At 59.0% G+C, this 23,712-nt stretch carries 21 protein-coding genes and 1 pseudogene; 6 read left to right on the top strand and 16 right to left on the bottom strand.

Annotated features, from left to right (window positions below; all coding sequences use genetic code 11):
- Positions 1–335, top strand: a pseudogene (locus tag ETC00_RS14435) (transposase); the annotation flags it as partial.
- A 315-nt stretch (positions 336–650) separates the two neighbouring features.
- Here ETC00_RS14435 and ETC00_RS14430 read toward each other — a convergent pair.
- The 7 genes from ETC00_RS14430 to ETC00_RS14400 form a co-directional block, all read right to left on the bottom strand.
- On the bottom strand, positions 651–1,061 hold the full coding sequence (locus ETC00_RS14430; RefSeq protein ID WP_171566775.1) for a DUF3054 domain-containing protein: 411 nt from the start codon (positions 1,059–1,061) through the stop codon (positions 651–653).
- Positions 1,062–1,141: 80 nt separating this feature from the next.
- Positions 1,142–1,732, bottom strand: a complete 591-nt coding sequence (locus tag ETC00_RS14425) for a GNAT family N-acetyltransferase (protein ID WP_171566774.1) — start codon at positions 1,730–1,732, stop codon at positions 1,142–1,144.
- Positions 1,733–1,867: 135 nt separating this feature from the next.
- Complete coding sequence (locus tag ETC00_RS14420; protein ID WP_171566773.1) at positions 1,868–3,394, bottom strand: tripartite tricarboxylate transporter permease; 1,527 nt, start codon at positions 3,392–3,394, stop codon at positions 1,868–1,870.
- Positions 3,395–3,406: 12 nt separating this feature from the next.
- Positions 3,407–3,865 (bottom strand): tripartite tricarboxylate transporter TctB family protein, encoded by a 459-nt coding sequence (locus ETC00_RS14415; RefSeq protein WP_171566772.1) that lies wholly within the window; start codon positions 3,863–3,865, stop codon positions 3,407–3,409.
- A 57-nt stretch (positions 3,866–3,922) separates the two neighbouring features.
- Positions 3,923–4,957 (bottom strand): tripartite tricarboxylate transporter substrate binding protein, encoded by a 1,035-nt coding sequence (locus tag ETC00_RS14410; RefSeq protein ID WP_171566771.1) that lies wholly within the window; start codon positions 4,955–4,957, stop codon positions 3,923–3,925.
- Positions 4,958–5,124: 167 nt separating this feature from the next.
- The gene (locus tag ETC00_RS14405; protein ID WP_171566770.1) at positions 5,125–5,811 is read right to left on the bottom strand and encodes a response regulator; all 687 of its coding nucleotides are present in this window, start codon (positions 5,809–5,811) and stop codon (positions 5,125–5,127) included.
- Positions 5,808–7,418, bottom strand: coding sequence for an ATP-binding protein (locus tag ETC00_RS14400; RefSeq protein WP_171566769.1), 1,611 nt, complete (start codon positions 7,416–7,418; stop codon positions 5,808–5,810). Before ETC00_RS14400 ends, ETC00_RS14405 begins: the two co-directional genes overlap by 4 nt.
- Positions 7,419–7,532: 114 nt before the next feature.
- Here ETC00_RS14400 and ETC00_RS14395 point away from each other — a divergent pair, with 114 nt between their 5' ends.
- Together ETC00_RS14395 and ETC00_RS14390 are read left to right on the top strand one after the other, a co-directional pair.
- Entirely contained in the window at positions 7,533–9,293 is a 1,761-nt protein-coding gene (locus ETC00_RS14395) for a menaquinone biosynthesis decarboxylase (protein WP_171566768.1), read from the top strand.
- A gap of 173 nt (positions 9,294–9,466) precedes the next feature.
- Positions 9,467–10,957, top strand: coding sequence for an NCS1 family nucleobase:cation symporter-1 (locus ETC00_RS14390; protein WP_171566767.1), 1,491 nt, complete (start codon positions 9,467–9,469; stop codon positions 10,955–10,957).
- A gap of 58 nt (positions 10,958–11,015) precedes the next feature.
- On the opposite strand, the gene ETC00_RS14385 is transcribed toward ETC00_RS14390, so the two are convergent.
- Together ETC00_RS14385 and ETC00_RS14380 are read right to left on the bottom strand one after the other, a co-directional pair.
- Positions 11,016–12,728, bottom strand: coding sequence for a methyl-accepting chemotaxis protein (locus ETC00_RS14385; protein WP_171566766.1), 1,713 nt, complete (start codon positions 12,726–12,728; stop codon positions 11,016–11,018).
- Between the two features lie 160 nt (positions 12,729–12,888).
- Positions 12,889–13,407 carry a hypothetical protein gene (locus tag ETC00_RS14380; protein WP_171566765.1) on the bottom strand — a complete coding sequence of 173 codons (519 nt, stop codon included), beginning with the start codon at positions 13,405–13,407 and terminating at the stop codon, positions 12,889–12,891.
- 26 nt (positions 13,408–13,433) lie between these two features.
- Here ETC00_RS14380 and ETC00_RS14375 point away from each other — a divergent pair, with 26 nt between their 5' ends.
- The gene (locus ETC00_RS14375; RefSeq protein WP_171566764.1) at positions 13,434–13,592 is read left to right on the top strand and encodes a hypothetical protein; all 159 of its coding nucleotides are present in this window, start codon (positions 13,434–13,436) and stop codon (positions 13,590–13,592) included.
- A gap of 6 nt (positions 13,593–13,598) precedes the next feature.
- On the opposite strand, the gene ETC00_RS14370 is transcribed toward ETC00_RS14375, so the two are convergent.
- The 4 genes from ETC00_RS14370 to ETC00_RS14355 all read right to left on the bottom strand — a co-directional run bounded on the left by ETC00_RS14370 (position 13,599) and on the right by ETC00_RS14355 (position 18,670).
- Positions 13,599–14,489, bottom strand: coding sequence for a nitrilase-related carbon-nitrogen hydrolase (locus ETC00_RS14370; RefSeq protein ID WP_171566763.1), 891 nt, complete (start codon positions 14,487–14,489; stop codon positions 13,599–13,601).
- Positions 14,490–14,508: 19 nt separating this feature from the next.
- The gene (hydA, locus tag ETC00_RS14365) at positions 14,509–15,894 is read right to left on the bottom strand and encodes a dihydropyrimidinase (protein WP_171566762.1); all 1,386 of its coding nucleotides are present in this window, start codon (positions 15,892–15,894) and stop codon (positions 14,509–14,511) included.
- A 94-nt stretch (positions 15,895–15,988) separates the two neighbouring features.
- A complete protein-coding gene (gene preA, locus ETC00_RS14360) occupies positions 15,989–17,275 on the bottom strand; it encodes an NAD-dependent dihydropyrimidine dehydrogenase subunit PreA (RefSeq protein ID WP_171566761.1) in 1,287 nt (428 codons plus the stop codon).
- Positions 17,276–17,302: 27 nt separating this feature from the next.
- A complete protein-coding gene (locus ETC00_RS14355; RefSeq protein WP_171566760.1) occupies positions 17,303–18,670 on the bottom strand; it encodes an NAD(P)-dependent oxidoreductase in 1,368 nt (455 codons plus the stop codon).
- Positions 18,671–18,864: 194 nt separating this feature from the next.
- Here ETC00_RS14355 and ETC00_RS14350 point away from each other — a divergent pair, with 194 nt between their 5' ends.
- Together ETC00_RS14350 and ETC00_RS14345 are read left to right on the top strand one after the other, a co-directional pair.
- Positions 18,865–19,407, top strand: coding sequence for a hypothetical protein (locus ETC00_RS14350; RefSeq protein ID WP_171566759.1), 543 nt, complete (start codon positions 18,865–18,867; stop codon positions 19,405–19,407).
- A 9-nt stretch (positions 19,408–19,416) separates the two neighbouring features.
- Positions 19,417–19,830, top strand: a complete 414-nt coding sequence (locus ETC00_RS14345) for a hypothetical protein (RefSeq protein ID WP_171566758.1) — start codon at positions 19,417–19,419, stop codon at positions 19,828–19,830.
- Position 19,831: 1 nt separating this feature from the next.
- Here the strand turns inward: ETC00_RS14345 and ETC00_RS14340 are convergent, their stop codons facing one another.
- The 3 genes from ETC00_RS14340 to ETC00_RS14330 form a co-directional block, all read right to left on the bottom strand.
- Positions 19,832–21,166: a hypothetical protein gene (locus ETC00_RS14340; RefSeq protein ID WP_171566757.1), complete on the bottom strand. Its 1,335-nt coding sequence runs from the start codon at positions 21,164–21,166 to the stop codon at positions 19,832–19,834.
- A gap of 99 nt (positions 21,167–21,265) precedes the next feature.
- Positions 21,266–22,123: an AraC family transcriptional regulator gene (locus ETC00_RS14335; protein WP_171566756.1), complete on the bottom strand. Its 858-nt coding sequence runs from the start codon at positions 22,121–22,123 to the stop codon at positions 21,266–21,268.
- A gap of 219 nt (positions 22,124–22,342) precedes the next feature.
- Complete coding sequence (locus ETC00_RS14330) at positions 22,343–23,707, bottom strand: aspartate aminotransferase family protein (RefSeq protein ID WP_171566755.1); 1,365 nt, start codon at positions 23,705–23,707, stop codon at positions 22,343–22,345.
- Between the last annotated feature and the right edge of the window lie 5 nt (positions 23,708–23,712).

The following is a 23,712-nucleotide window of genomic DNA, read 5'->3' as shown; positions in this document are numbered from 1 at the left end:
CTCGTGACGGCTACCGTATGTACCGTTCCGACCCAGGCGAATGCAACCATTGCCCATTCCGCCCCCTGTGTACAGAGAGCCGGGAGGCTGTGAAGCGAGTCAGTCGTCATATTTGGGCGGATTACCTAGACGAAGTAGAGCATCTGCGACATACTGAAGTGAATAAACGCCTTTACGCACGCCGGAAAGAAACCATTGAGCGCGTATTTGCGGATTTAAAGGAGAAGCATGGTTTGCGTTGGACCACTTTACGAGGACTGAAAAAAGTGACAATGCAGGCGATGCTTGTCTTTGCTTGTATGAATTTAAAAAAACTGGCCAATTGGCTATGGAAGTCAGGCAAAGGGAGGCACAATGCCCTTCATTTCCGCTTCACCTTCGAATACATACAGGACAAACTCCCTCTACTGCCAATGGTAACGAGGGAGTTTGTCTGCAATCTGAACCGCCGGATTCACCGGCGGTTTTTAGTTACTCCTGCTTGTTCCGATCATTGTGCTGGGACTGACGCAGATTGGTGTTCTGATCGTGCTCATCCAGCGTCTTCCCGCGATTTTTCCCGAGGTCTTTGCTGTTGTTGTTCTTGCCCATGTGCACACCTCCCCTGGATTGTCGTCACTGGCTAGCGTCTCCGAAGTTCCGGGCTTTTATCAGCGCGGCGTATTCCGGCGGCGAATCAGCGTGTGAACGAATCCAAAGGGGATGCGCCAACCAAGCAGAAACATGAGCATGAGCCCATACGCGACCACCGCGAACATCAGCGTGATCGGCGTGCCCAGCCACAGTGCGCGGATGATGAGGCCAATCGGCGCTGCCACCGTCCACGCCGCCACAGTGATGAGGATCAGTTTTCCCGGCCGCTCGTACCTATGGGGGCGGTAAACCCCCAACAACAGCGCGGCGGCCAGCCAGCCGAGCAAAAACGGAGCAGCCGTCGCCAAAATCCCCGCAGCGTCGGCAGGCAGCCCGTGGGCCCGTTTTCCGTAGTAGGTAAAGAGCAGAAAAGCGGCCAGATCGCCAACTATCAGCACGCATCTGGCCAAAGCATGTGTCCGATTCATCGCAGCCCTCATTCCCGTAACAGTGTTGCACACGCTTATTGTACACACCATTACGGGACGGCCACAATCGGAACGGGCCGTTATTCACCAAACAGCAACAATTGCAATTTCTTCTTCACCGCCGGCCACTCTCGATCAAGGATGCTGAAGTAGACGGAGTCGCGGATGTATCCGTCGCGGACAATCATGTGATTGCGCAGCACGCCTTCGCGGACGCCGCCGATGCGCTGGATCGCCCGCTGCGAGTTGAGATTGCGGGCGTCCGTCTTTAACTGGACGCGAATGCAGCCCAAGGTTTCAAAACAGTGGCGCAACAGCAGCCACTTGCACTCTGTGTTAACCGGCGTCTTCCATACGGACGGGGTCAGCCAGGTAAAGCCGATCTCCAGTCCCCGGTCCTTGCGAGAAATGTTGAGAAAACGGGTACTGCCTATTACTTTTTCGTTCCGGCGATCCACAATCGCAAATGGCAGTTCGGTTCCCGCCTCCTGCGCCTGCAATGCCTGGTTCACGAACTGCTCCGCATCTGTCGGCTGCCGAAACACGACCGACATGTATGTCCATATCTGTTCGTATCGTCCCGCTTCCCACAGGCCGTCCACATGATGGCGGCCGAGCGGTTCCAGCCGCACCCTTTCCCCTTCCAGCGTGACAGGAGCAATCTCCAGCATGATGCAAATACTCCTCCTTCTCCGAAATAAAGCTCGATGCAGCCAACCGAACATGTCTGCGGAATTTTTCCAAGAATAGAATACCGCTGGTCGCCTGTCAAGCTGTTTTTTGTCGACAGGGGAAAACGGGACGGGCTACGCTTCTTCGTTGACGACTACCTGACGGCCGCGCAGTTTCAATATCATCGGCACGACCAGCCACAACAACGCACAGGCGAGAAAGATCGCAGACAGCGGCTTTTGCAGGAAAATCAGGAAGTCGCCATTGGATGTCGTGAGGGCGCGCCGCATGTTGTTTTCAATCATTGGTCCCAATACCAGGCCCAGCACCAATGGCGCAAGCGGGAAATCGTTTTTCGCCAGCAGATACCCCGCCACCCCGCAGGCGATCAGCAGCATCAGGTCAAACGTGCTGATCTGCACCGCGTAGACACCGAACACGGAAATCGCGATGATCAGCGGAATCAGGTACTGAGGGGGCGTCTCGATGATTTTGGCAAAGACTTTGACCAGCGGCAGGTTGAGTATCAGCAGCATTACGTTGCCGATGAACATGCTGGCGATCAGCCCCCAGGCCACCTGCGGGTGATCGGAAAAGAGCAGCGGACCGGGCTGGACATTGTACATCAGGAGCGCTCCCATGAGGATCGCCGTCGTCCCGGAGCCGGGAATCCCGAGGGTAAGCAGCGGAATCATCGCTCCGCCGGACGCCGCGTTGTTGGCCGACTCCGGAGCGGCCACACCTTCAATCGCCCCTTTGCCGAACCGTTCCGGCTGTCTGCTCACCTTTTTCTCCACGATATAGGAAAAGAACGACGCCAGCGTCGCGCCCGCGCCCGGCAGGAGGCCGATGAAAAAGCCCAGCAGGGACCCCCTTGCGATCGGGGCGGCACTTCGCTTCAAGTCCGCTTTGGTCGGCAGGATGCGGTCCACCTTGATCAGTTGCGCTTCCGTTCCGTCCGCCTCGAGAATGGTCTTGAACACTTCGCCGAGCGCAAACAGCCCGACGGCAATCGTCAGGAATTCCAACCCTTGGTACAGGTCGGGAATATCGTAGGTAAACCGCGCTACGCCGGACACGTTGTCGATACCGATCGTCGCCAGCAACAGGCCGAAGACGGTCATGATCAGCGCCTTGGTCATCGACTTCCCGCCCAGGCCGCTGACCGCGCACAGCCCCAGTATCATCAGCGAAAAGTATTCGGCCGGGCCGAACGTGAGGGCCACTTCGGACAGCGGCTGCGCCAAAAACACCAGGGCCACCAGCGCCACTATACCGGCGACGAATGAACCGATTGCCGCAATCGACAGGGCAGCTCCCGCGCGCCCCTGCCGCGCCATCTGATAGCCGTCCAGCGTCGTGACGACGGAGGATGACTCGCCGGGCGTATTGAGCAGGATCGACGTGGTGGAACCGCCGTACATCGCGCCATAGTAAACTCCCGCGAGGAGGATCAGCGCACTTGCTGCGGCCTGTTCGGGAGACAGCCCGTTTGTCAGCGAGGCGGTAACCGGCAGCAGCAGCGCCACCCCGCTCATCGGGCCGATACCGGGCAGCACCCCGACCGACGTCCCGATCAGCACACCGACAAAGGCGTAGACGAGATTGTGCCATTGCAGGGCAATCGTGAAGCCATCCGCCAAATACTGCAAAGCTTCCATGCGTCTCCCTCCCTACAAGCCAAGCCAGGTCGGAAAACCTGGCAGCGTTCCTTTCAGGATGTGCACGTAGACGGCGTAGACCCCGCCAGAAAAGGCAAGCGCGACAGCGGCCGACTTCCACCAACTGGCGCTGCCCATCAGCCGAAACCCGGCCAGCAAAAAGAAAAACGTGCTGATGACGTAACCAATATCCTCCAAAAACCAGGCGTACAAAACGGTCGCCAATAACATCAGCAAAAAGCGCTTGTGTCGGAGCACGACAGCAGACGTGACCGACTCCCGGTAGCGGAACGTCTCCCAAAACAGGCGAAGACTCAGCAGGATCAAAATGATGCCCAGCCCCATCGGAAACAGGTTGGGGCCCACTTCGCTGCCGTAGGCGCTGGTGGAAATGTTGCGGCTTTCCGCGACAAACAGCGCCCCGATCAAGGCAAAGAGGATGCTGCTGGTGCGATCAAATGTCTTGTTCATGGTTACCTCCTCATGATGAATGAAAAAGACCGCAGAATGGAGAGGGCTGCCCTCTCCTTACTTGGACATACCCAGAGAAGTCAACAGCTCCTTGACCAATTTGTCCTGCTCTTCGAGGAAAGCTGTAAAGCTGGCGGAATCCCGGTATTCGCTCTCCCAGCCGTTTACAGCCAGCTCTTTTTTCCACGCCTCGCTCTCGGACAGTTCCTTTAATTTGGCATCCCAATAGGCCTTGGCGTCAGCCGGCATCTGGGCCGGGCCAAATACGCCGCGCCAGATGTTAAATTCGGCGTCAATCCCCTGCTCTATCAGCGTCGGCACGTCCTTCAGGTCACCGCCCAGCCGTTCGGGGGACGTGATGCCCAGCACACGGATTTTGCCCGCTTTCAGGTACTCGCCCACGCTGGATGCGTCAGTCGCGATCATGTCCGCGTTGCCGCCGAGCAGCGCCGCCATCGCTTCGCCGCCGCCGTCGTAGGAGACGTATTTGACTGCTTTCGGATCAATGCCATATTTGGCTGCCGGCAATACAGCGATCAGATGATCCATCGAGCCGGGAGCCGACCCGCCCGCCACTGTGACGGCAGACGGATTTTCCTTGATGGCCGCAAGCAGGCTCTTCACGTCCTGATACGGCGAGTCCGCCTTGACCACGAGGGCGCCGTAATCCCTGGTCAACTGTGCCAGCGGAGTGACGTCGCGGAACCCAAACGGGCTGTTGCCCTCCTTCTTGTTGTGGTTGATCAAGATTGGCGGTGAGTTGACAAACAGCCGGTACGCGTTCCCTTTTTCCTTGCTGACGTAATCGGCGAGAAAGACCACACCGCCGCCGCCCGGCTTGTTTTCCACCGTGATCGCCTGATTGACCAGCTTGCTCTCGCCGAGCACCTTGGCGACGGAGCGGGCGGTCTTGTCCCAGCCCCCTCCCGCGCCGGACGGAGCGACGATGACGATCGGCTTGTCCGGATACCCGGAACCAGCCGAGCCCCCCTGCCCGGTGGCAGTGCTATTTGTGCCGTTCCCCCCGCCGCACGCGGCAAGCGCCAGGCTTATGACGACGGACAGCGCTGTCAGAGTGATTCGTTTTTTCATACTGAAGCCCCCTTCTCCAACGTTTTTTGTAAGCGCATCCAAAACTGAGATAAACGTAGCACGCTGGAGGGAGGCTGAACAGTTTATGTTCATAAGTAATATTTAGAATATTTTGTTCATTTTGTTCATATTGTGCACCGCTGGCGTCCCGCGTCCGGGAATCCATCTCACAGCAAACTGTATTTTCGCTCCGGCCGTCCTACGGTACCGTACACCAGATCGGCCTGCGCTTTTCCTTCTGCCACCAGGTACTCCAGGTAGCGGCGCGCCGTGGTGCGGCTGGTGCCAATCTCCCGGCCCACCTCTTCGGCTGAGAGGCCCAACTTGTCCGCCCGTTTGATGGCGCTGATCACCTTGTCCAGTGTAAGCGCGTCAATCCCCTTGGGAATGAGCGAATCGCGCGGCTTCGCGCTCGCAAGCCGCCGGGTCAACATCCGGTCGATCTCTTCCTGGTCCACCTCGCCTGCTTCCCGGGTGCGCCAGAAATGCTCCCGGTAGCTCTCCAACCGTTCGCGGAAGCGTTCAAACACCAGCGGTTTGACGATGTAGTCGTACACCCCGCCGCGCAGGGCGTGCTGCACCATCTCGATCTCCTTGGCGGCAGTGATCATGATAATGTCCACGTCGCGATGCTGCTGCCTCATCTGCCAGACCAGCTCGGTCCCCAACGTGTCCGGCAGATAGACGTCCAAGAGGACCAGGTGCGGCTTGGCACGGGCGATCAGTTCCTTGGCCTCCTCCCCGCTGGTCGCGGTGGCGATGACGCGAAATCCTTCGATCTTTTCCACAAACCGCCGATTAATGTCAATGATGCGAATGTCATCTTCCACGATTACTACCTCTACGGGCTTCATGCTTTTCCCTCCGTTCTTTTGCCGAGCGACACCGTAAACAACGCGCCGCCCCACTCGCTTTTTCCGATCAGAATGTATCCGCCCAACTCCTCGACGATGCCTTTCACCTTGGCCAGCCCGATGCCGCGATGCTCGCCCGGTTTGGTCGAAAAGCCGTGCTCAAAAATCTTCTCCCGCATCGAGTCGTCCACGCCCGGCCCGGAGTCTTCCACTTCAAACAAAATCTCGCTGCCAGCGTCCGACAGGTAGCATTCCACCACTTTGGGGCCGGATTTCATCTCCCCAACTGCTTCCAATGCGTTTTGTATCAGATTGCCCAGCATTACGACCACCTGCTGCCGATTGATGTCGGGCGGCAGCTCCTTCAACCGGCTGTCCCGATTGACAGAAAACTGAATTTTCAGTTCCTTGGCCCGATTGTGCATGCCCAACAGCAGCGCCCCGATCAGCGGGTCAGGCACCTGCTTGGCGAGGAACAGGACCAGTTCCTGCTCCGCCGAAGTCTCACTCGTGATCAGTTCGATCGCTTCCTGAATCGACCCCAACTGCAGCAGGCCGGAGATCGTATACAGAAGATTGTGAAATTCGTGCGTCTGCGCTCGCAGCACGTCCGCATACCGCCGCGCCTGGGACAGTTCGGACGTCAACTGGTCAATTTCCGATTTGAGGCGGAAGCTGCTGACGACGCCGACCACCTTGCCCATCCACTTGATCGGTACGCGGTTGACGATGATCTCTTTTCCGGCAATCGTGCTCTCCCGGTCCAACTGATGCTCCCCGGACTCCAGCACCTCCAGCATCCGGCTGTCCGGCAAAAGCTCCAGGATCGGCTTGTCCCGCAGTTCTTCGTCCGGCAGGTCCAGAATCTGGATCGCTGCCTTGTTGGCCATCGTCACCTTGCCGTGGCGGTTGATGGCGATAATCCCCTCGCGGACCGATTCCAGCACGGCATTTCGCTCCATGTACAAGGAGGCGATCTCCTCCGGCTCCAGGCCGAGGATGGCCCGCTTGACGTACCGGCTCAGCCAGATCGCACCGGCCGTGCCAAACAGAACGCCAAGGGCAAGAATCAGCATCACCCTTTGCTGGTAGCTGTCGATCGCCGCTTCGATATCCTCCAGCAGAAAGCCGACCGAGACGACCCCGATCACGTCCCCTGTGTCGTTATGAATCGGCACTTTTCCCCGCAATGACGGCCCCAGGCTGCCCACGGCTTTGGAGACGTAAGACTGGCCGTGCAGCAGCGCCGGTTCGTTGTCGCCGCCCACCATTTCCCGGCCGATGCGGTCCGGCAGCGGATGGGCAACGCGTATCCCGTTCCGGTCTCCCACCACGACGAACTCAGCGTCCGCTTGCATGCGCACATTCTCCGCGATCGGCTGGATAATCTGCGTGGGGTGGCCGGTGGCAAAAGCGCCGCGCACCTGCGGCAGATTGGCCATGATCTTGGCCACGCTCAGGGCGCGTTTTCCCACCTGGTCTTCGATCGTGGCCGCAATCATCGAAGAAAACACCGCGCCCATCGATCCGATCAAGACGATGATGACAAGCGTCATCAGCAGAATCATTCGCGTTTGCAGCGTCATGCGCAATCGTGCTGAAATCATCGTTGGTTCACCTCTCGTTCATCTTACCATCCCCCGCAGGAAAAAAGGTAGATTCGCCAGCGCCGTTCGTGTACAGTAGAGAGGGAATTGAAGCGGATGTGGAGGTTACGACAGATGCACGCAAATCTGCGTACGTTTATGGAACAACTGCGGCGATCCGGCCAGTTGGTGGAAATCGACGCGCCGGTTGACCCGTATTTGGAATTGGCGGAAATTCACCGCCGCGTGATTGAAGACGGAGGACCAGCACTTCTGTTTACCAATGTAAAAGGCAAATCATTTCCCGTCGTCACCAACCTGTTTGGGACGGTGGAGCGGGTCGACATGGCGTTTGGCCCCAGACCGGAGTCGATCATCCGGGAGCTGGTGAACGGCCTGGACAAGCTCCTGCCGCCCAAGCTGTCGGGATTGTGGGAACTGCGTTCGCCGCTCATGGGAATCTTGCGCACCGGGACCAGAACCGTGCCGCAATCCAAAGCACCGGTCATGGAGCTGTCCACGACCGACGTGGACATGACCCAATTGCCGGCGCTCACAAGCTGGCATCTGGACGGCGGTCCGTTCGTCACCCTGCCGCTCGTCTACACGGAGCACCCCGAGACCAAAGAACACAACCTGGGCATGTACCGCATCCAGATCTACGACAAAAACACGACCGGCATGCACTGGCAGATTCACAAAGGCGGCGGTTTCCACTACCACGAGGCGGAAAAGCGGAACCAGCCGCTCCCTGTGACGCTCACGATCGGCGGACCGCCGGCGCTGATCATTTCGGCCATCGCGCCGCTGCCAGAGATGGTGCCGGAATTGGTATTCGCTTCGCTGCTGATGGGTGACAAGCTGCATATGGCCGAAGTACCCAACCATCCGCACCGGATCGTGGCGGAAGCGGAGTTCGTCTTTGCCGGAGAAGTCCCGCCGCACACGCGCCGACCGGAAGGACCGTTCGGCGACCATTTTGGTTACTATTCCTGGACGCACGACTTTCCTGTCTTCCACGTAAAGCAGATGTGGCGGCGCAAAGACGCGATCTACCCGGCCACAGTCGTCGGCAAGCCTCGGCAGGAAGACTTCTTCATCGGCGAGTACCTGCAGCGGCTGCTGTCCCCGCTCTTCCCGATCGTCATGCCCGGCGTCAAGGCGCTGTGGACATACGGCGAGACCGGTTTCCACGCACTGGCCGGAGCGATCGTCAGGGAGAGCTATTACAAGGAAGCGATGGCCCACGCGTTTCGCATCCTGGGTGAAGGACAGCTGACCCTGACCAAGTTTTTGATGGTGACGGACGTTCCGTGCGACCTGAGCAATTTCAAGCACTTGTTGGAAATCGTGCTCGCCCGCTTCCAGCCGGAGCGCGACCTCTTGATTGTAAACGACACGTCAAACGATACGCTCGACTACACAGGCCGCAAGTTCAACCATGGCTCCAAGGGAGTCATGCTGGGCATCGGCGATCCGGTGCGTGAGCTGCCGCACGCGTACAGCGGCGAAGGCATCCCCGGCATTGCCAAAATCGAAGCGTTCTGCCCGGGCTGTCTGGTCATTTCTGGCCCCGGTTTTGAAGAACGGCCGGAACTGGGGGAAGAACTGCTGCCCTACGCCAACGAGCACCTGAGCGACTGGCCGATGATCTGCATCGTGGATGACGCGTCCATCGCCGAGAGCCAGAGCCGCTTCCTCTGGACCGTCTTTACCCGCTTCGACCCGGCTCACGACCTGTACGCCCGTTCGACGATTGTCCGCAACAAAATCCGGTACGAGGGACCGCTCATCGTCGATGCCCGAATGAAGCCGTTTTATCCCGATGAAGTGTGGACCCGGCCCGACATCGCCGCTCTGGTGGATCGTCGCTGGAAGGAATATTTCCCCAAATAATCGACTGTGTTCGACAGCAACAACCGAACCCGGAACAGCTTGTTCCGGGTTTTTTAATGTCCGAAAATTCTGTAATCACAGGTCATACAGCCCAATATAATGTAGCATCCGGCGCCCAAGACAACCGATCGGCTTGGCCGCGCTCGGGATTATTCACAAAAGGAGGGATTGCGATGAAGACACAGGTAGAGGTGGACGGCATCGTCACGTTGACGAAAGATGGCGAAAATTTGATCCGGGATAGTCCGCTGTACAACGACGGCCTCCGTCCCACAAACCGGGAGGAGCACAGCTGGACCACCTACAACTTCGCCAGTCTCTGGATCGGCATGTCCATCTGTCTGCCCACCTATGCGATGGCAGCCGGGCTCATCTCGCTTGGCATGAACTGGTGGCAGGCCATTTTGACGATCATTCTCGGCAACTGTATCGTCCTCATTCCTATTTTGCTCAACTCTCACGCCGGAACGAAATTTGGCATTCCGTATCCGGTCTTCGCCCGTCTTTGGTTTGGCTCCAAAGGGGCTCACATTCCCGCCTTGGCCCGCGGTTTGATCGGCGCGGGATGGTTCGGCATCAACTGCTGGTTTGGCGGGACGGCCATCGACACCCTGCTGCAATCGTTGGGCGGCTGGGGCAACGTTCCCGGCCACACCTGGATCGCCTTTTTTGGCTTCTGGGCGCTGAACGTCTGGATCGCCTACCGCGGGCCGGAAGCGATCAGACGGATGGAGTTCTGGGCCGCGCCCACACTGATTGTCATGGGCCTGGCGCTGCTCGTCTGGGCGATCACCAAAGCGGGCGGCTGGGGACCGATGCTCTCCGCTCCGTCCAAACTGACCACGACCGCCGACTTCCTGAAGGTGTTTTTCCCCGCCTTGACGGGCGCGATCGCCTTCTGGTCGACGATGGCGCTGAACATCCCGGACTTCTGCCGCTACGCCAAGAGTCAGAAAGCCCAAATGGTCGGACAGTCCGTCGCCCTGCCGACTACCATGGGCGGGTTCTCGTTCATCGGCGTGGCCGTAGCATCCGCCACAGTGGTCATCTACGGAGAAGCCATCTGGGACCCGGCAGCGGTGCTGGCCAAATTCTCCCCGCTGGCGATCTTTTTGGGAACATTGGGGATTATTTTGGCGACGCTGACGACAAACGTGGCAGCCAACGTCGTGGCACCGGCCCGCGCCTTTGAAAACCTGGTACCGCGCCGGATGTCGTTTGGCGCCGGAGCGATCCTCACCGGAATCATCGCCCTGCTGATGCAGCCATGGTACATCCTGGAGAACTTCAGCAACTACATCTTCCTCTGGTTGGGGACGTACGGGGCTCTGCTCGGTCCCATCGACGGGATCGCCATCGCCGATTACTGGCTGGTGCGCAAACGGCGCATCCATCTGGTTGAACTGTACCGGCTGAACGGCATGTATTCGTACAAAAGCGGTTATAACATGCGGGCCATCTGGGCCATGCTGATCGGCATCGCCGTGCCGTTTGTCTGCAAGCTGATCCCCGGCCTGACCATTGTCTGGGACAACGCCTGGACCTGCGGCCTGTTGATTTCCCTCGTCATCTACACCTGGCTGATGAAAAACACCCCGAACCGGATGAGCGCAGCAGACTACGAGAACATCACCGCCCGAAGCGTCGAGCAGCAGGCTTCCTGAGCGGCGCGCAAAAAAGACTGGCAGAACCAAACGTCCTGCCAGTCTTTGTTTTGTTCGATCAGGTGATGAACCGGCTGATCATCTGCTGCAATTGCTGCGACAGACGGTTCAGATTTTCGCTCGAACGTGCGATTTCCTGCATGGAGGCGAGCTGTTCCTCGGAGTTGGCAGCTGCACCCTGGGTGTGAACGGCCGCTTCCTGCGCCAGACGATTCATTTCATCCATGGACGAGGCGACCTGCTGGACACCTGCCGTCATCTGCTCAGTTGCCGCCGAGACCTCCTGAATCTGCTCGGCGACCGCCTGGGCTGCGCTGACGATGCGCTGAAACGCCATACCCGCTTCCCGAACCGCCACGCTGCCCGCCTCCGTCTCCGCTGTGCCCTGGTTCATCGCGGCAATCACCTGGCCGGTCTCAAGCTGAATATCGCCAATGAGGCGGGCGATCTCCTGCGCCGAATTCTCGGACTGCTCTGCCAGCTTGCGCACTTCGTCGGCCACGACGGCAAATCCCCTGCCTTGTTCGCCGGCCCGCGCCGCTTCGATCGCAGCGTTCAGGGCGAGCAGGTTGGTCTGCGACGCAATGCCGGTGATCACCTGAACGATTTCGCCGATCGCTTCCGAACGAGCCCCCAGCAGTGTCACCATCTCGGCGGCGCGATTCACCGCCGCTTGGACAGCAGACATTTGTTCCACGGCCTTGACGATGTATTCGTTGCCCTGTTCCGCCTCTTGCGCCGCCCGCACCGAAGACTCGGAGACGGTGCCGGCGGTCGCGGCAATCCGCTGGATGGCCGTGCCCAACTCCTCCATGACCCGCACGCTCTCCGCAGTCCGCTGCGTCTGCACTTCGGAGCCGGTCGCGATTTCCTGGATGGCGGCGGCAGCTTGTTCGGCGGCCTTGGCCGTCTGCTCGGCACTGGACGTCAACTGCTCGGACGAAGCCGCCACCTGCTCGCCCGCCAGCTTCACCTCGCCGATCAACGAGCGAAGCTGAATGACCAGCTTGTTGAAGGCCTGTCCCAGCGTGCCCACCTCGTCCTTGCCCTCAAAGTCGACCGGCTGCACGGTCAGATCACCCCCGGCCAACTCATCCAGTTTGGACGCTACTTTCTTCAGCGGATCGGCGATCATCCGGGCGATCACGTACCCGATGGACATCGCCAGCAGCAGAGCCGCTCCGATGGTGATGATCAGCGTCATCTCCGCCTCCCGCGATTCCTGCGTATTTTGACGGTGAATGTCTTCGGCCGTCTGCGAGTTGTAATCCGCCCACGACTTCAATTCCTGGTTGATGCCGTCCAGTGTCGCTTCCGTCGCGCGAAAATAATTGTACGCCTCATCCTGGTTGCCTTCTTCGATCAACTGGATAACCCGGGTGCGATCACCCTGGTACTTTTCGTTCAAGTCCTTCAACGTCTGGAGAAACGCTGTTTCCCGCTTGTCCAGATTGCTTTGTTCCAACTGCGTCAACAGCTGATTGGAATCCTTGATGCGCGTCTCAATCTGTTGTTTGATTTCGAGCTGTTTCGTAGGACTGGTCTCCAGGATCATCTTGTACACGCTGGCTTCGATCGCCCGGGTTTGGGCGCGCAAGTCATTGATGCTCTTGATCGGCAGCAGTTGATCCTGGTACATCGCTCCCATTCGCATTTCTGCCCGATTCAGGTGCCAGTACCCGGCCCCCCCGACGATCAGCAGAAACGTGACCATCAGCATGACCAGATTGAACAGCTTTGCCCGTGTGCTCAGATTGCGAAGCAGCTTCATATGTTTTTGCCATCCCCTTTTTTCCCTGGCAGAATCGCAGGAATGATGTCACAAATATAAATGCGCCAGAAGTCCTGACAAATCGGACGGACCTCTGAGAAAAATGTCGCTTGTTGTCTAATTCTACCAAAAAAGGGGTAGGCAAGTCGATACTTTCTGACTATTCCGGTATGTCAAACACGGTCAGCAGTGAAATGCGGCTGATCTGCTCGTGCGGCTTGTAACAGACATAATAGGTGAGCTCCCGGCTGATGCGGTAGCGGATCCCGGCAAAGCCCCGATCCAGCAGAAAGGCCCGGATCTCATCCCCGGTCCACTCCAGCCATTCCTCGTGACATTTCGCTGCTGACAAACGCGACAACTGCTCCGGCGTATGACGCCAGCGCAGGGCGTCCGCCCGCAGTTCGTTCTCCCCGTATCGCTCGTCCAGCTCCGCCAGTCCGTCCACCTCCACTTCCTGGGCGAGGATGGCAGCCTGATCCCAGGTGGTTTCCGCGTGACAGATCGCGTACTGTGCGGCGATCTTCGGGTTGCTGACCAGGTAGACGCCGGGGCCAAATACGGCTTTTGCACTGGCGCCGTTGACGAACCTGCGCCGTTCCTCCCGCTCGTAACGCTGGGCCGCCACTACGCGCAGCGCTTCCTTGTACTCCACCCCGCGATAAACAATCTGCTTCATGCCCGCCTCCCCTTATCTGAACAATCATGAGGACACCATCGGCAGATGAAAACACCCTGCCCGGCGCGTCCGACGCGATTCGTCCGGCGGCATCTGCACCTGGCCGGGCGCAGGCTGACAGAGAAGGGCAGGGCGAGCAGGCCTGGCTGTCAGAAGCCTGCAGCATCGCCCTGCCGTATGGTTGATCCGCGTTACGGAAGGAGTTTGACCATGTCCTCGTACGTCTCCGGTCTGCGGTCGCGATAAAACTGCCAGGTATTGCGCACTTCATGGATCAGGTGTTTATCCATCACGGCGATGACCACTTCGTCCTGGTCGCGGCTGCCGATGGCGACAATTTGCCCGCGCGGATCGACGAGGTAGGACTGTCCGTAAAACTCGCCCATATTCCACGGGGGTTCCACCCCCACCCTGTTGATCGCCGCCACGTAGTATCCGTTGGCGACGGCGTGGGCGGGCTGCTCCAGCTTCCAGAGGTACTCGGAGAGACCGGCCACGGTGGCCGACGGGTTGAAGACGATCTCCGCCCCGTTCAGGCCGAGCAGCCGCGCCCCTTCGGGAAAATGGCGGTCGTAGCAGATGTAGACGCCCACCTTGGCAAACGCCGTGTCAAACACCGGGTACCCCAGATTGCCCGGTTTGAAGTAGTACTTTTCCCAAAATCCGCAGCCGTTACCGCCCGCCGCCACGTGCGGTATGTGCTGCTTGCGGTACTTGCCGAGGTACGTCCCGTCCGCGTCAATTACCGCTGCCGTGTTGTAGTAGGTCCCGATGCCCACCTTTTCGTACACGGGCAGAATGATTACCGTCCCCAGTTCGCGTGCCAACGACTGAAAGAGCTGCGTCGTCGGGCCGTCGGGCACTTCTTCGGCCGCCTCATACCACTTGGTGTTTTGTTCGGCGCAAAAATACGGGCCGAAGAAGATTTCCTGCAGACAGATGATCTGGGCTCCCTTTTCCGCCGCTTCGCGGACCATCCGCACGTGTTTTTCGATTGCCTTTTCCTTGTGGACGTGCACCGGTTCGTCCCCGTGCACGTCGTTTTTCGCCTGGATCAGCCCAATCGTCACCTTGTTTCCCATGCTGTCTTCCTCCTTCCTGTTACGGCCGTTCAAACGCGGCGCGCTTGATGAATTGTCCCGCACCCGCCTGGCCGACAAACTGCTTGTCACGTACAACAAACGCTCCCCGCGACAGGACAGAGACGATCTCGCCGTATACCTCCATGCCTTCAAACGGGTTGTAATCGACGTTCATGTGGTGGGTCTTCGCGGAGATCGTCCGTTTGACACGCGGATCGAAGATGACGATGTCCGCGTCAGAACCCACGGCAATGGTGCCTTTTCTCGGGAACATCCCGAACAGTTTGGCCGCCTTTGTCGAGCAAACGTCGACGAACTGGTTCAGACTAATTCGCCCTTCACGGACGCCTTCGGAATAAAGGATGGTCAAGCGGTCCTCGATCAGCGGCCCGCCGTTGGGAATCTTCGTAAAGTCGTCCCGGCCCAGCTCTTTTTGGCCGATAAAGTTGAACGAGCAGTGGTCCGATCCGACCGTCTGCAGGATGCCGTTTTTCAGCGCGTTCCACAGCACGTCCTGGTTCCACTTTTCGCGCAGCGGCGGCGACCAGACGTATTTGGCCCCTTCAAAACCAGGCTTTTCAAGGGCGGTGATGTCAAGCGCCAGATACTGCGGGCAGGTCTCGCCGAAGACGTTGAGTCCCCGTTCACGCGCTTCCGCGATTCGCTGCACGGCCGCCGCGCAGGAGACGTGGACGACGTACAGTTGGGCATCGGCCAAGGCGGTCAGTGCGATGGCCCGCCCGGTCGCTTCTCCTTCCGCTTCCGGCGGTCGGGTCAGGGCGTGGTAGATCGGCGCGGTATTTCCTTCCTTCAGCGCTTTCTTGGTCAGGTAGTCCAGCACGTCCCCGTTCTCTGCGTGCACCTGCACCAGCGCCCCCAGTTCTCTCGCGCGCACGAGCGTTTTAAACAGCGTCTCGTCGTCCGCCTGAAACACGTTTTTATAGGCCATAAACACTTTCAGCGAGGTGATGCCCTCGGTTGTGACCACGCTCTCCAACTCTTCCAGCACCTGGTCGTTCGCCTCGGCGATCATCAGGTGAAACCCGTAGTCGATGACGGCCTTGCCGCGCGCTTTTTCGTGCCAGGTGGCGATGGCCGAGCGAAGCGTCTCCCCTTTTTTCGTCAGGCAAAAGTCGATGATGGTGGTCGTGCCCCCGAACGCCGCTGCTTTGGTGCCGGTAAAAAAGTCGTCTGCCGTTACAGTCCCGCCAAACGGCATGTCGAGATGCGTGTGCGGATCAATCCCTCCTGGCAGGACGTAACAGCCGGTGGCGTCAATCTCCTCTGCGCCGTTCGCTTCCAGTTCGCTGCCGATGGCCGTGACCCTCTCCCCTTCAATCAAGACGTCCGCCCGGTAGGTATCGGCGGCTGTCACCACGGTGCCGCCGCGAATCACTTTTTTCATGCGCGCTTCCTCCCTTCCCCGCTCCATTGGCGTATGGGCACGGGCGCGTGCCCCCTGTCAGTACAAGCTATGCAAAAAGGCCTACCCGCATGACTTACTCGCAGCCTGTCCCGCAGTTTCCCTGGGCTGCCAACGCGGCCTGCCGCTGATTCCAGGAAAGCGGCGGCTGCCCCGTCGGCACCTCCACCATTTCGATCGTCCCCTCCACCGGACAGACGATCGAACAGAGGTTGCAGCCGACACAGTCCTCCTCCCTGACGACCAGTCTCTCCTTGCCGGACGCTTCATCCAAAACGATGTCGATGCATTGGTGCGACGTGTCTTCGCAGGCGATGTGGCACTTGTTGCAATGGATGCACGTCTCTTCGTTGATACGGGCGACCACCTTGTAGTTGAGATTGAGGTTGCCCCAGTCGGAGTAGGTGTGGACCGCTTTGCCGACGATGTCCATGACTGATTTGATGCCGCGCTGATCGAGGTAGTTGTTCAGCCCGTCGATCATGTCCTCGACGATGCGAAAACCGTGGTGCATCGCCGCTGTACACACTTGCACTCCCGTCGCTCCCATCAGCAAAAACTCGACGGCGTCACGCCAGGTGGAGATTCCGCCGATGCCGGAGATCGGGACGTTTACCTTCGGATCGCGGGCGCACTCCGCCACCATGTTGAGGGCGATCGGTTTTACGGCCGGGCCGCAGTATCCGCCGTGCGCGCCTTTGCCGTCCACGTGCGGGATCGGCAGCCAGCTGTCCAGATCGACACCCATCAAGCTGTTGATCGTGTTGATCAGGCTGATGGCATCCGCTCCGCCTTCCACTGCCGCCCGAGCGGTATAGCGGATGTCGGTGATATTGGGCGTCAGCTTGACGATGACGGGGGTCTGCGCCACTTCCTTTACCCATTCCACCTGCTGGATGATCAGATCGGGGTGCTGACCGACCGCCGAGCCCATGCCCCGCTCCGCCATTCCATGCGGACAGCCGAAATTCAGCTCCAGTCCGTCCACACCGACAGCCTCCACTTTTTTCACAATCTCATGCCAGGCTTCCCGCTTGTTTTCCACCATCAGCGAAGCGATCAGTGCGTGTTTGGGAAATTTCTTTTTCGTCTCTTCGATCTCTTTCAGATTCACCTCGAGCGGACGATCCGTAATCAGCTCGATGTTGTTGAAGCCGATCATCCGCTGCCCGCCGACGTGCAGGCCGGCAAACCGGGAACTGACGTTGATAATCGGCTCACCCAACGTCTTCCACACCGCTCCGCCCCAGCCCGCCTCAAACGCCCGCTGGACCTGGTAGCCGGAGTTGGTTGGCGGCGCCGATGCCAGCCAGAACGGATTGGGGGATGAAATGCCCGCCAGGTTGATGCTGAGATCTGCCATGGTACTTCGCCTCCTTTTCTCCCTGCATCACGCCGGCTGCGCCTGACCGCTCAGCGCGGCGTGGATGGCGTGCGCGGCCCGTTTGCCGTGATTGGCGGCATCGACCACCATTGCATCCGTCTTGCCGCCTCCGAAGATCACATCTCCGGCAGCGTATACACGCGGATTGGACGTGCGGTAGGTGCCTTCCTCCACCTGGACGATCCCGTTCCGATGCGCCAGCCCGAACGCTTCGATCAAAGGCACGTGACGCTGCTGGCCGATCGCCTTTACCACAAAGTCCGTCTGAATGACAAACTGGCTGCCGGGAACCGGCACGGGCCGCTTCCGTCCCTTTTCATCCGGCTCGCCCAACTCCATCCGTATCAACTCCAGCCCGGTCACCCGGCCGTTTTCGCCCAGAATGCGGGTGGGGGCCACCAGCCAGCGGAATTCCACGCCCTCCTGCTTGGCGAACTCGTATTCAAACTGGTAACAGGTCATCTCCCGCTCTGTCCGCCGGTAGAGTATCCGGACGTTCGCGGCACCCAGCCGCTTTGAACAGGTGGCCGCGTCAATCGCCGTGTTGCCCGCGCCGATGACGACCACCTTTTTGCCGATCATCGCGTCCGTAAGCGGCTTGGTTTTCGTCTCCTCCACCAGGGAGATGGCGTCCAGCACGCCGTCCAAATCCTCTCCTTCGATGTGAAGCGGGGGGACCGCTCCCATCCCTACGGCGAGCAGGACCGAATCATACTGCTGCAGAAGTTCCTCGGGCTGTACGTCCTCGCCCACCCGGGTGTTGGTGACGAACGTCACGCCCATCGCCGCGACTTGTTCCGCCTCCCACAGCGGAATCTCCTGAGGGAGCCGAAACGAGACGATGCCGTACGTGTTGAGGCCGCCCGCTTTTTCCTTCGCCTCGTAGACGGTTACCTCATAACCCAGCCGCGCCAGCTCCCGCGCTGCCGACAGCCCTGCCGGCCCTGCACCGACAACGGCCACCCGTTTGCCGTTTTTCTCTCCGGCCTGAAACAGCACCGCTCCGTTTTTCATCGCCCAATCAGTGGCGTAACGCTGCAGGCGCCCGATCATGATGGGGTGAGACGCGTGATTCAACACACAGGCACCCTCGCACAGCACTTCGGTGGGACAGACGCGGGCACAGCTCGCGCCCACGGGATTGGCTTCCATGATCGTTCGGGCTGATCCGTACATATTGCCGGTCGCGATCTTTTTGATAAAGGAGGGAATGTCGATCGAGGTGGGACAGGCCTTGATACAGGGGGCGTCGTAGCAGTACAGGCAGCGGTTGGCTTCGTCGATTGCTTCTTTCGGCTTCAGCGCCGGGACCACTTCCCGGAATCGGTGTTCCAGTTCCGCTCGCGCAGCCGCTGGTTCACGATGGACGCTCATCTTCCAACAACCTCCTCACACGTTTTTTCCACCTGGCAGGTGCTTGCTATTAATCAATGTGGGAAATGACAGTTTTATGATCGTTTCATCGCGGTTTCCGGTAGCTTGCCACTGAAATCAATTCAACCCGGATGGCATGAATGGTTTCAGCGGTGAATACGCTGTTACCAAAACGTGGAAGGGATGAAGCGGGCATGAAGGATTACGACCTGCTGATCGCCCGGCTCCGCCGCCAAATCGCAGAGGCGACCGAACAACTTAAGCAGTTGGAAGCGGAGCGGGCCGCGTACGAAGAACAGCGCCGCCGCCGCAGCGCGTACCTGTCCTCGCGGGAAATCCTCGATCTGCTCGCCGCCCGGCACGGACGGATGGGCAGCATGGCGACGATCAAACGCTGGGCGGATGAAGGACACCTCGGCGCCGTCATCGACGAGCGGGAAGCCTTCCCCCTGCTCACCGGGAAACAGGGCAACAAGCGGTTTCTCTACCCACGCGAGGACGTGTTTCGCTTTTTGTATGAAAAGGGATTGTTGACGCCGGCGTACGATGTGCTGGACCGTGTCCGGATCACGCGGGGAACGCAGCAGGAATGGGCAGTGGTCATCTCGGCAGAGCTGGCGGTGGATCGTTTTCTATACACGGTGCAGGTGGAAAGCAGCGGCGAAGTGGTGAGCGGAATCCCGGAAGCGGACCTGCTCCCGCCGGAACATCCTGCTTCCCGCCTGCCTGTCTCGTAAGGAGGAACTATGGAACTGGCTGTCGTCACGCTGGCCAATACGCCGGAAAATCAGGAGCGCTCGCGGCAAATCCGCGATTTTCACAAAAAAAAGGGGCAGCCCCTCGCCATCCGGTTCAGCGAGGAACTGACCCATATCGTTTTGGAAGCGCCGTGCCTGTATTTGCCCGACCGGAAGCTGCTCGGCACCGATGCGGTAGTGGACGGCAGCGGCCGGCAGTGCTCCGGCCATTACGAGATTCACCCCCGCAGCAAAGGAAAGACCATCAATCTGCACCTGGATTCCGAACTGGCTGCGGAGCTGGAGCAAATCCGCGCCCGCGTCGGCAGCAAGACCCAGCATGACGTGATTCTCGACATGGTCATCCGCGGGATGAAGGCGTATCTGGCCGAGCAGGACAAAGGTCGCGGCGAACAAAACTAGATTACTTGTACTCTCCTTTCAGGTACTGGTAAAACGGCTGATCCACCCAGAACTGGTAGCTGGAGATCGTAACCGCCGGGTTGATTTTCTTCAGCCCGCCGATGACCTGTTGTGACTGTTCACTCAAGGTGAACGTCTGGGCGATGAATCGGCCGTCCTTCAGCACGTGGTTGGTGATCACCGGATACCCCTCCAGCTCTGTCAGCGAATAGTAGAGCGGCTGCCACCAGGAACCTTTCAACAGGCCGGTCACGTCTTCCTGGTTGCGTTTGGCGTATCGGAGAATGAGCGGCTCAAAGCGCTGCTTCTCCTCGACGCTGGCAAATTCAAAGCTCAGGTCGTACTCTTTGGCGTAGGCGATGTGGTTGCCGTTCTCTATCGGCACCACACGGTAATCCTCCGTCTGGACCGGTTCTCCCCACTCTTTCAGATAGACGAATGCGGACGTTTTCGGCTCCAGCTGCACCCTGGCCTGAATGCCCTCGCTGCGCAGGAGGCCGATCAGCTGGATGGCGTGAACGATGTCGCTGTGGCCGTAAGTGATGGTGCGCTCCGGAGCAAAATGGGGATCAAACCGCGTGTCTTTCAAGTTATAGCCGGTGATCAGGTTTTGCTTGAGCGCTTCGTCCACGACTTTTTGCAGGTCTTCGGCCCGGATGATCTGCGACTCATTCCAGGCTTGGACCAGCTTCCCTATGATGTCGTCATCGCTCAGATACCCGAGCGCGTTCTGGCTTTGACCGTGAAATTCGGCGACTTTGCCGAGGAGTTGATACGCCAGATCCGCCGTCGTGGCGGCATTCGCTGTTACGCCCGTCAGCGCGTCGGGGGCGACCAGTCCGCTGTCCAATGCGGCCGCCAATTCCTGTGCCGCCTGATGCGGGACGACGCCGTTCTTCGTATAGGTCCATCCCGCCTTTTTCCAGGCAGCAGCCACTTTTTCCTCGGTATAGGTGTAGGCCAGTTCCTTCAGTTCGGCCGCTTTCACGGCCGCGCTGAGCGCTTCCCAAACGGGCAGTTTGCCGGCATCAGCTGTGCCTTGCGGGAACAGCGACGGAATCGAAGGTGGTGCTTCCGTTAGACCGGAAGCCGTCCCCAAAATGCTGCCCAACGCGGCAGCAAACTGAGCGGGCGTGACTTCGCCAGACAGCTTGACGCCGTACTGTCGTTCGATGTAAGCAGCCCACTCGTTTGTAACGGTTTTGGCCGGTGTCGATTGGACGACAGCTGCGACAGGCGGGACGGCGGGTGTGGCCCATACGGCTGTGGGCATGCCGATCGCGGCGAGCAGGGCGGCTGATGCCGCCGCATGAATCAGGGGACGAGACTTGGACATGGCAAATCCTCCTTGTAACGTTATGAAATAACCTATTAATCCTGTTTGTTTACTTTGATTTATGATTGAGCATAACGTTACCATCCTGACCGCGGCGTGTCAAGATTGTCTTCGTACGACCGGAATCCACAGCTCGTTTCTCTTCTCTTCGACTGGCAGATAACATTCGATTGCGGGCAAATCAGCCAGATCATAGGCGGAGGCGGGAAGCCACTCCGTGTAGAGACGTTTCCAGATATCCTGCATACCGTCCGGGGAGCCGGGCACCTCAAACACGGCCCACGTCGCTGCCGGAACGTTCATTTTGACCATGCCGTCTGGCGGCAGTTGGTCAGACACAATCGCCATGATATAGTCAAATGCTTCGCTCCTGCCCCATTCTCCATTCGCACAGACCCCCAGGATTCCGCACATCGGGTGGTTTGCCTTGCGCATCTCCCATAGTTTTTCAAAAATTCCCCGCTCACCTGCATCCTTCCAGATGCCGGGCACCGTGTGAAACGCCTGTTCCGTGTTGACGCGCTCTTTCCAACCGACCAGGGAAAATCCGCCGACGTCCTCGATCCTGTAGCTCATTTCCACAGCGCCTTTGATTGAAAATTGAAAGGATATGCGCGGAAAGGCCTTCAGTCTTGTCCCGGCACTGCGTGCAGCCGTCGGCGTCGTGCCGTGCAGGTTTTGAAACGCCCGGGCAAATGCCTCGGGCGAATCATAGCCGTACTTGAGGGCAACATCCACGACTTTGATCCGGCTGTTTTGCAGTTCAAATGCCGCCAAGGTGAGACGCCGTCTCCTGATGTATTCCGACAGCGATACTTCGGCCATGAAAGAAAACATGCGTTGAAAGTGGTACGCAGAGCAGCAGGCCACTTTGGCCGCTTCCGCGTAATCAATCTCGTCGGCAAGATGATCTTCGATATAACGAATCGCCTCATTCATTCGTTTGACCCAATCCATTCTCACGCCATCCTTTTGGTATGTATGTTAACCCAATCGCAAACGCAACGCCGTGCATTTTGTGCACAAGATTGCAAGGTCATCCCGCATCACTTCCACTTCGCCGCTGTTTTTCCTGCAAAAAAACGGCACCGTTTTCCCAGGGGGACGGGCTGGAAAGGCCGCGCTGCCCGCGGGAAACAGTGCCGTATCGCTTTTATCGAGAATTTTGTGCCTGTACTAGGCCAATTCCTCAAACGCTTCCCGCAGGACGCGGGCGATGAAATCAAGGTCGTCGCTGGTCGTGGAGAACGGCGGGGAGAGCGTCAGGATGTTGTTGTAGCCGGGAACCGTGTCCCCGTTGCGGCCGATGATCAGGCCGCGCTGCTTACAGGCGGCGATCACCCTGGTCAGCTTGTCGGGGGCGGCCGGTTCCTTGGTGTCCCGATTCTCCACCATTTCAATGCCCATCAGGAAGCCGAAGCTGCGGATGTCGCCCACATGCGGGTGATTCTCCAGGAACGCGAGCTTTTCCCGCAGTTCCACGCCGAGCCGTTCCGCCTTTTCGATCAGCTTTTCTTCTTCCATGATCTCCAGGTTTTTCAATGCCACTGCACAGGCCGCGGGATTGCCGCCAAAGGTGTTGACGTGGCGGAAGTGCAGGTTTACCCCCTGTTCGTTGAACTTGTCGGCGATGTCTGCCCGTACCGCCGTCGCCGATAACGGCAGATAGGCGCTGGTGATCCCTTTGGCCATCGTCACGATGTCCGGCTTGACGCCGAAGTTCTGGTGGCCGAATTTCCGCCCGGAACGGCCAAAGCCGCAGATCACTTCGTCCACGATCAAGAGAACACCGTATTTGTCGCAGATTTCCCGCACTTTCGGCAGATACTCCGGCGGAGGAACGATCACGCCGCCGCCGGTGATCACCGGCTCCATGATGACGCCGGCCACGGTCTCCGCCCCTTCCCAGTTGATCACCTCGTCATAGACCTGCGCGCACTCCAGGCTGCAGCTGCCGTACGATTTGCCGAACGGACAGCGGTAGCAGTACGGCGGCGAGACGTGCAGAAAGCCTGGCGCCAGCGGCTCGTATTTATGCTTGCGGATCGACTGGCCGGTCGCCGCCAACGCTCCCATCGTATTGCCGTGATAGGCGCGATGGCGGGATATGAACTTGTACCGGCCGGGCTGGCCGTTTTGGTGGTGGTACTGTCGGGCGATTTTGAACGCCACTTCGTTCGCTTCCGATCCGCTGTTGGAAAAGAAGACGCGGTACTCGCCGCCCAGCCATTCGCTCACTTTTTCCGAGAGCTTGATCGCCGGCACGTGGCTTTGCGTCAGCGGGAAATAGGCGAGCGATTTCAACTGCTCGTAGGCCGCCTGCGCCAGTTCCTCCCGGCCGTACCCGATGTTGACGCACCACAGGCCGGACATCCCGTCCAGATACCGGTTGCCGTCGATATCGGTCACCCAGGAACCGCTCGCTCCGGTGACGATCATCGGGTTGGGGTTGTACGGGGACATGTGGTGCCACATGTGGGCCCGGTCCTTTGCCAACAGCTCTTCCTTGTCAAGGATTTGCGTCCGCTGCTCTTGAGTCATCTGCC

This window comes from Brevibacillus sp. MCWH, assembly GCF_013096935.1.
In the GTDB taxonomy this organism is placed as follows: domain Bacteria; phylum Bacillota; class Bacilli; order Brevibacillales; family Brevibacillaceae; genus Brevibacillus; species Brevibacillus aydinogluensis.
The sequence above is the reverse complement of the archived record's forward strand: the minus strand, read 5'-3'. Positions and strand labels throughout refer to the sequence as shown.

Excerpts from the sequence above, each read along its gene's own strand:
- ETC00_RS14430 (WP_171566775.1), bottom strand. The coding sequence starts at position 1,061 with ATGAATCGGACACATGCTTTGGCCAGATGCGTGCTGATAGTTGGCGAT.
- ETC00_RS14425 (WP_171566774.1), bottom strand. The coding sequence starts at position 1,732 with ATGCTGGAGATTGCTCCTGTCACGCTGGAAGGGGAAAGGGTGCGGCTG.
- ETC00_RS14420 (WP_171566773.1), bottom strand. The coding sequence starts at position 3,394 with ATGGAAGCTTTGCAGTATTTGGCGGATGGCTTCACGATTGCCCTGCAA.
- ETC00_RS14415 (WP_171566772.1), bottom strand. The coding sequence starts at position 3,865 with ATGAACAAGACATTTGATCGCACCAGCAGCATCCTCTTTGCCTTGATC.
- ETC00_RS14410 (WP_171566771.1), bottom strand. The coding sequence starts at position 4,957 with ATGAAAAAACGAATCACTCTGACAGCGCTGTCCGTCGTCATAAGCCTG.
- ETC00_RS14405 (WP_171566770.1), bottom strand. The coding sequence starts at position 5,811 with ATGAAGCCCGTAGAGGTAGTAATCGTGGAAGATGACATTCGCATCATT.
- ETC00_RS14400 (WP_171566769.1), bottom strand. The coding sequence starts at position 7,418 with ATGATTTCAGCACGATTGCGCATGACGCTGCAAACGCGAATGATTCTG.
- ETC00_RS14395 (WP_171566768.1), top strand. The coding sequence starts at position 7,533 with ATGCACGCAAATCTGCGTACGTTTATGGAACAACTGCGGCGATCCGGC.
- ETC00_RS14390 (WP_171566767.1), top strand. The coding sequence starts at position 9,467 with ATGAAGACACAGGTAGAGGTGGACGGCATCGTCACGTTGACGAAAGAT.
- ETC00_RS14385 (WP_171566766.1), bottom strand. The coding sequence starts at position 12,728 with ATGAAGCTGCTTCGCAATCTGAGCACACGGGCAAAGCTGTTCAATCTG.
- ETC00_RS14380 (WP_171566765.1), bottom strand. The coding sequence starts at position 13,407 with ATGAAGCAGATTGTTTATCGCGGGGTGGAGTACAAGGAAGCGCTGCGC.
- ETC00_RS14375 (WP_171566764.1), top strand. The coding sequence starts at position 13,434 with ATGAGGACACCATCGGCAGATGAAAACACCCTGCCCGGCGCGTCCGAC.
- ETC00_RS14370 (WP_171566763.1), bottom strand. The coding sequence starts at position 14,489 with ATGGGAAACAAGGTGACGATTGGGCTGATCCAGGCGAAAAACGACGTG.
- hydA (WP_171566762.1), bottom strand. The coding sequence starts at position 15,894 with ATGAAAAAAGTGATTCGCGGCGGCACCGTGGTGACAGCCGCCGATACC.
- preA (WP_171566761.1), bottom strand. The coding sequence starts at position 17,275 with ATGGCAGATCTCAGCATCAACCTGGCGGGCATTTCATCCCCCAATCCG.
- ETC00_RS14355 (WP_171566760.1), bottom strand. The coding sequence starts at position 18,670 with ATGAGCGTCCATCGTGAACCAGCGGCTGCGCGAGCGGAACTGGAACAC.
- ETC00_RS14350 (WP_171566759.1), top strand. The coding sequence starts at position 18,865 with ATGAAGGATTACGACCTGCTGATCGCCCGGCTCCGCCGCCAAATCGCA.
- ETC00_RS14345 (WP_171566758.1), top strand. The coding sequence starts at position 19,417 with ATGGAACTGGCTGTCGTCACGCTGGCCAATACGCCGGAAAATCAGGAG.
- ETC00_RS14340 (WP_171566757.1), bottom strand. The coding sequence starts at position 21,166 with ATGTCCAAGTCTCGTCCCCTGATTCATGCGGCGGCATCAGCCGCCCTG.
- ETC00_RS14335 (WP_171566756.1), bottom strand. The coding sequence starts at position 22,123 with ATGGATTGGGTCAAACGAATGAATGAGGCGATTCGTTATATCGAAGAT.
- ETC00_RS14330 (WP_171566755.1), bottom strand. The coding sequence starts at position 23,707 with ATGACTCAAGAGCAGCGGACGCAAATCCTTGACAAGGAAGAGCTGTTG.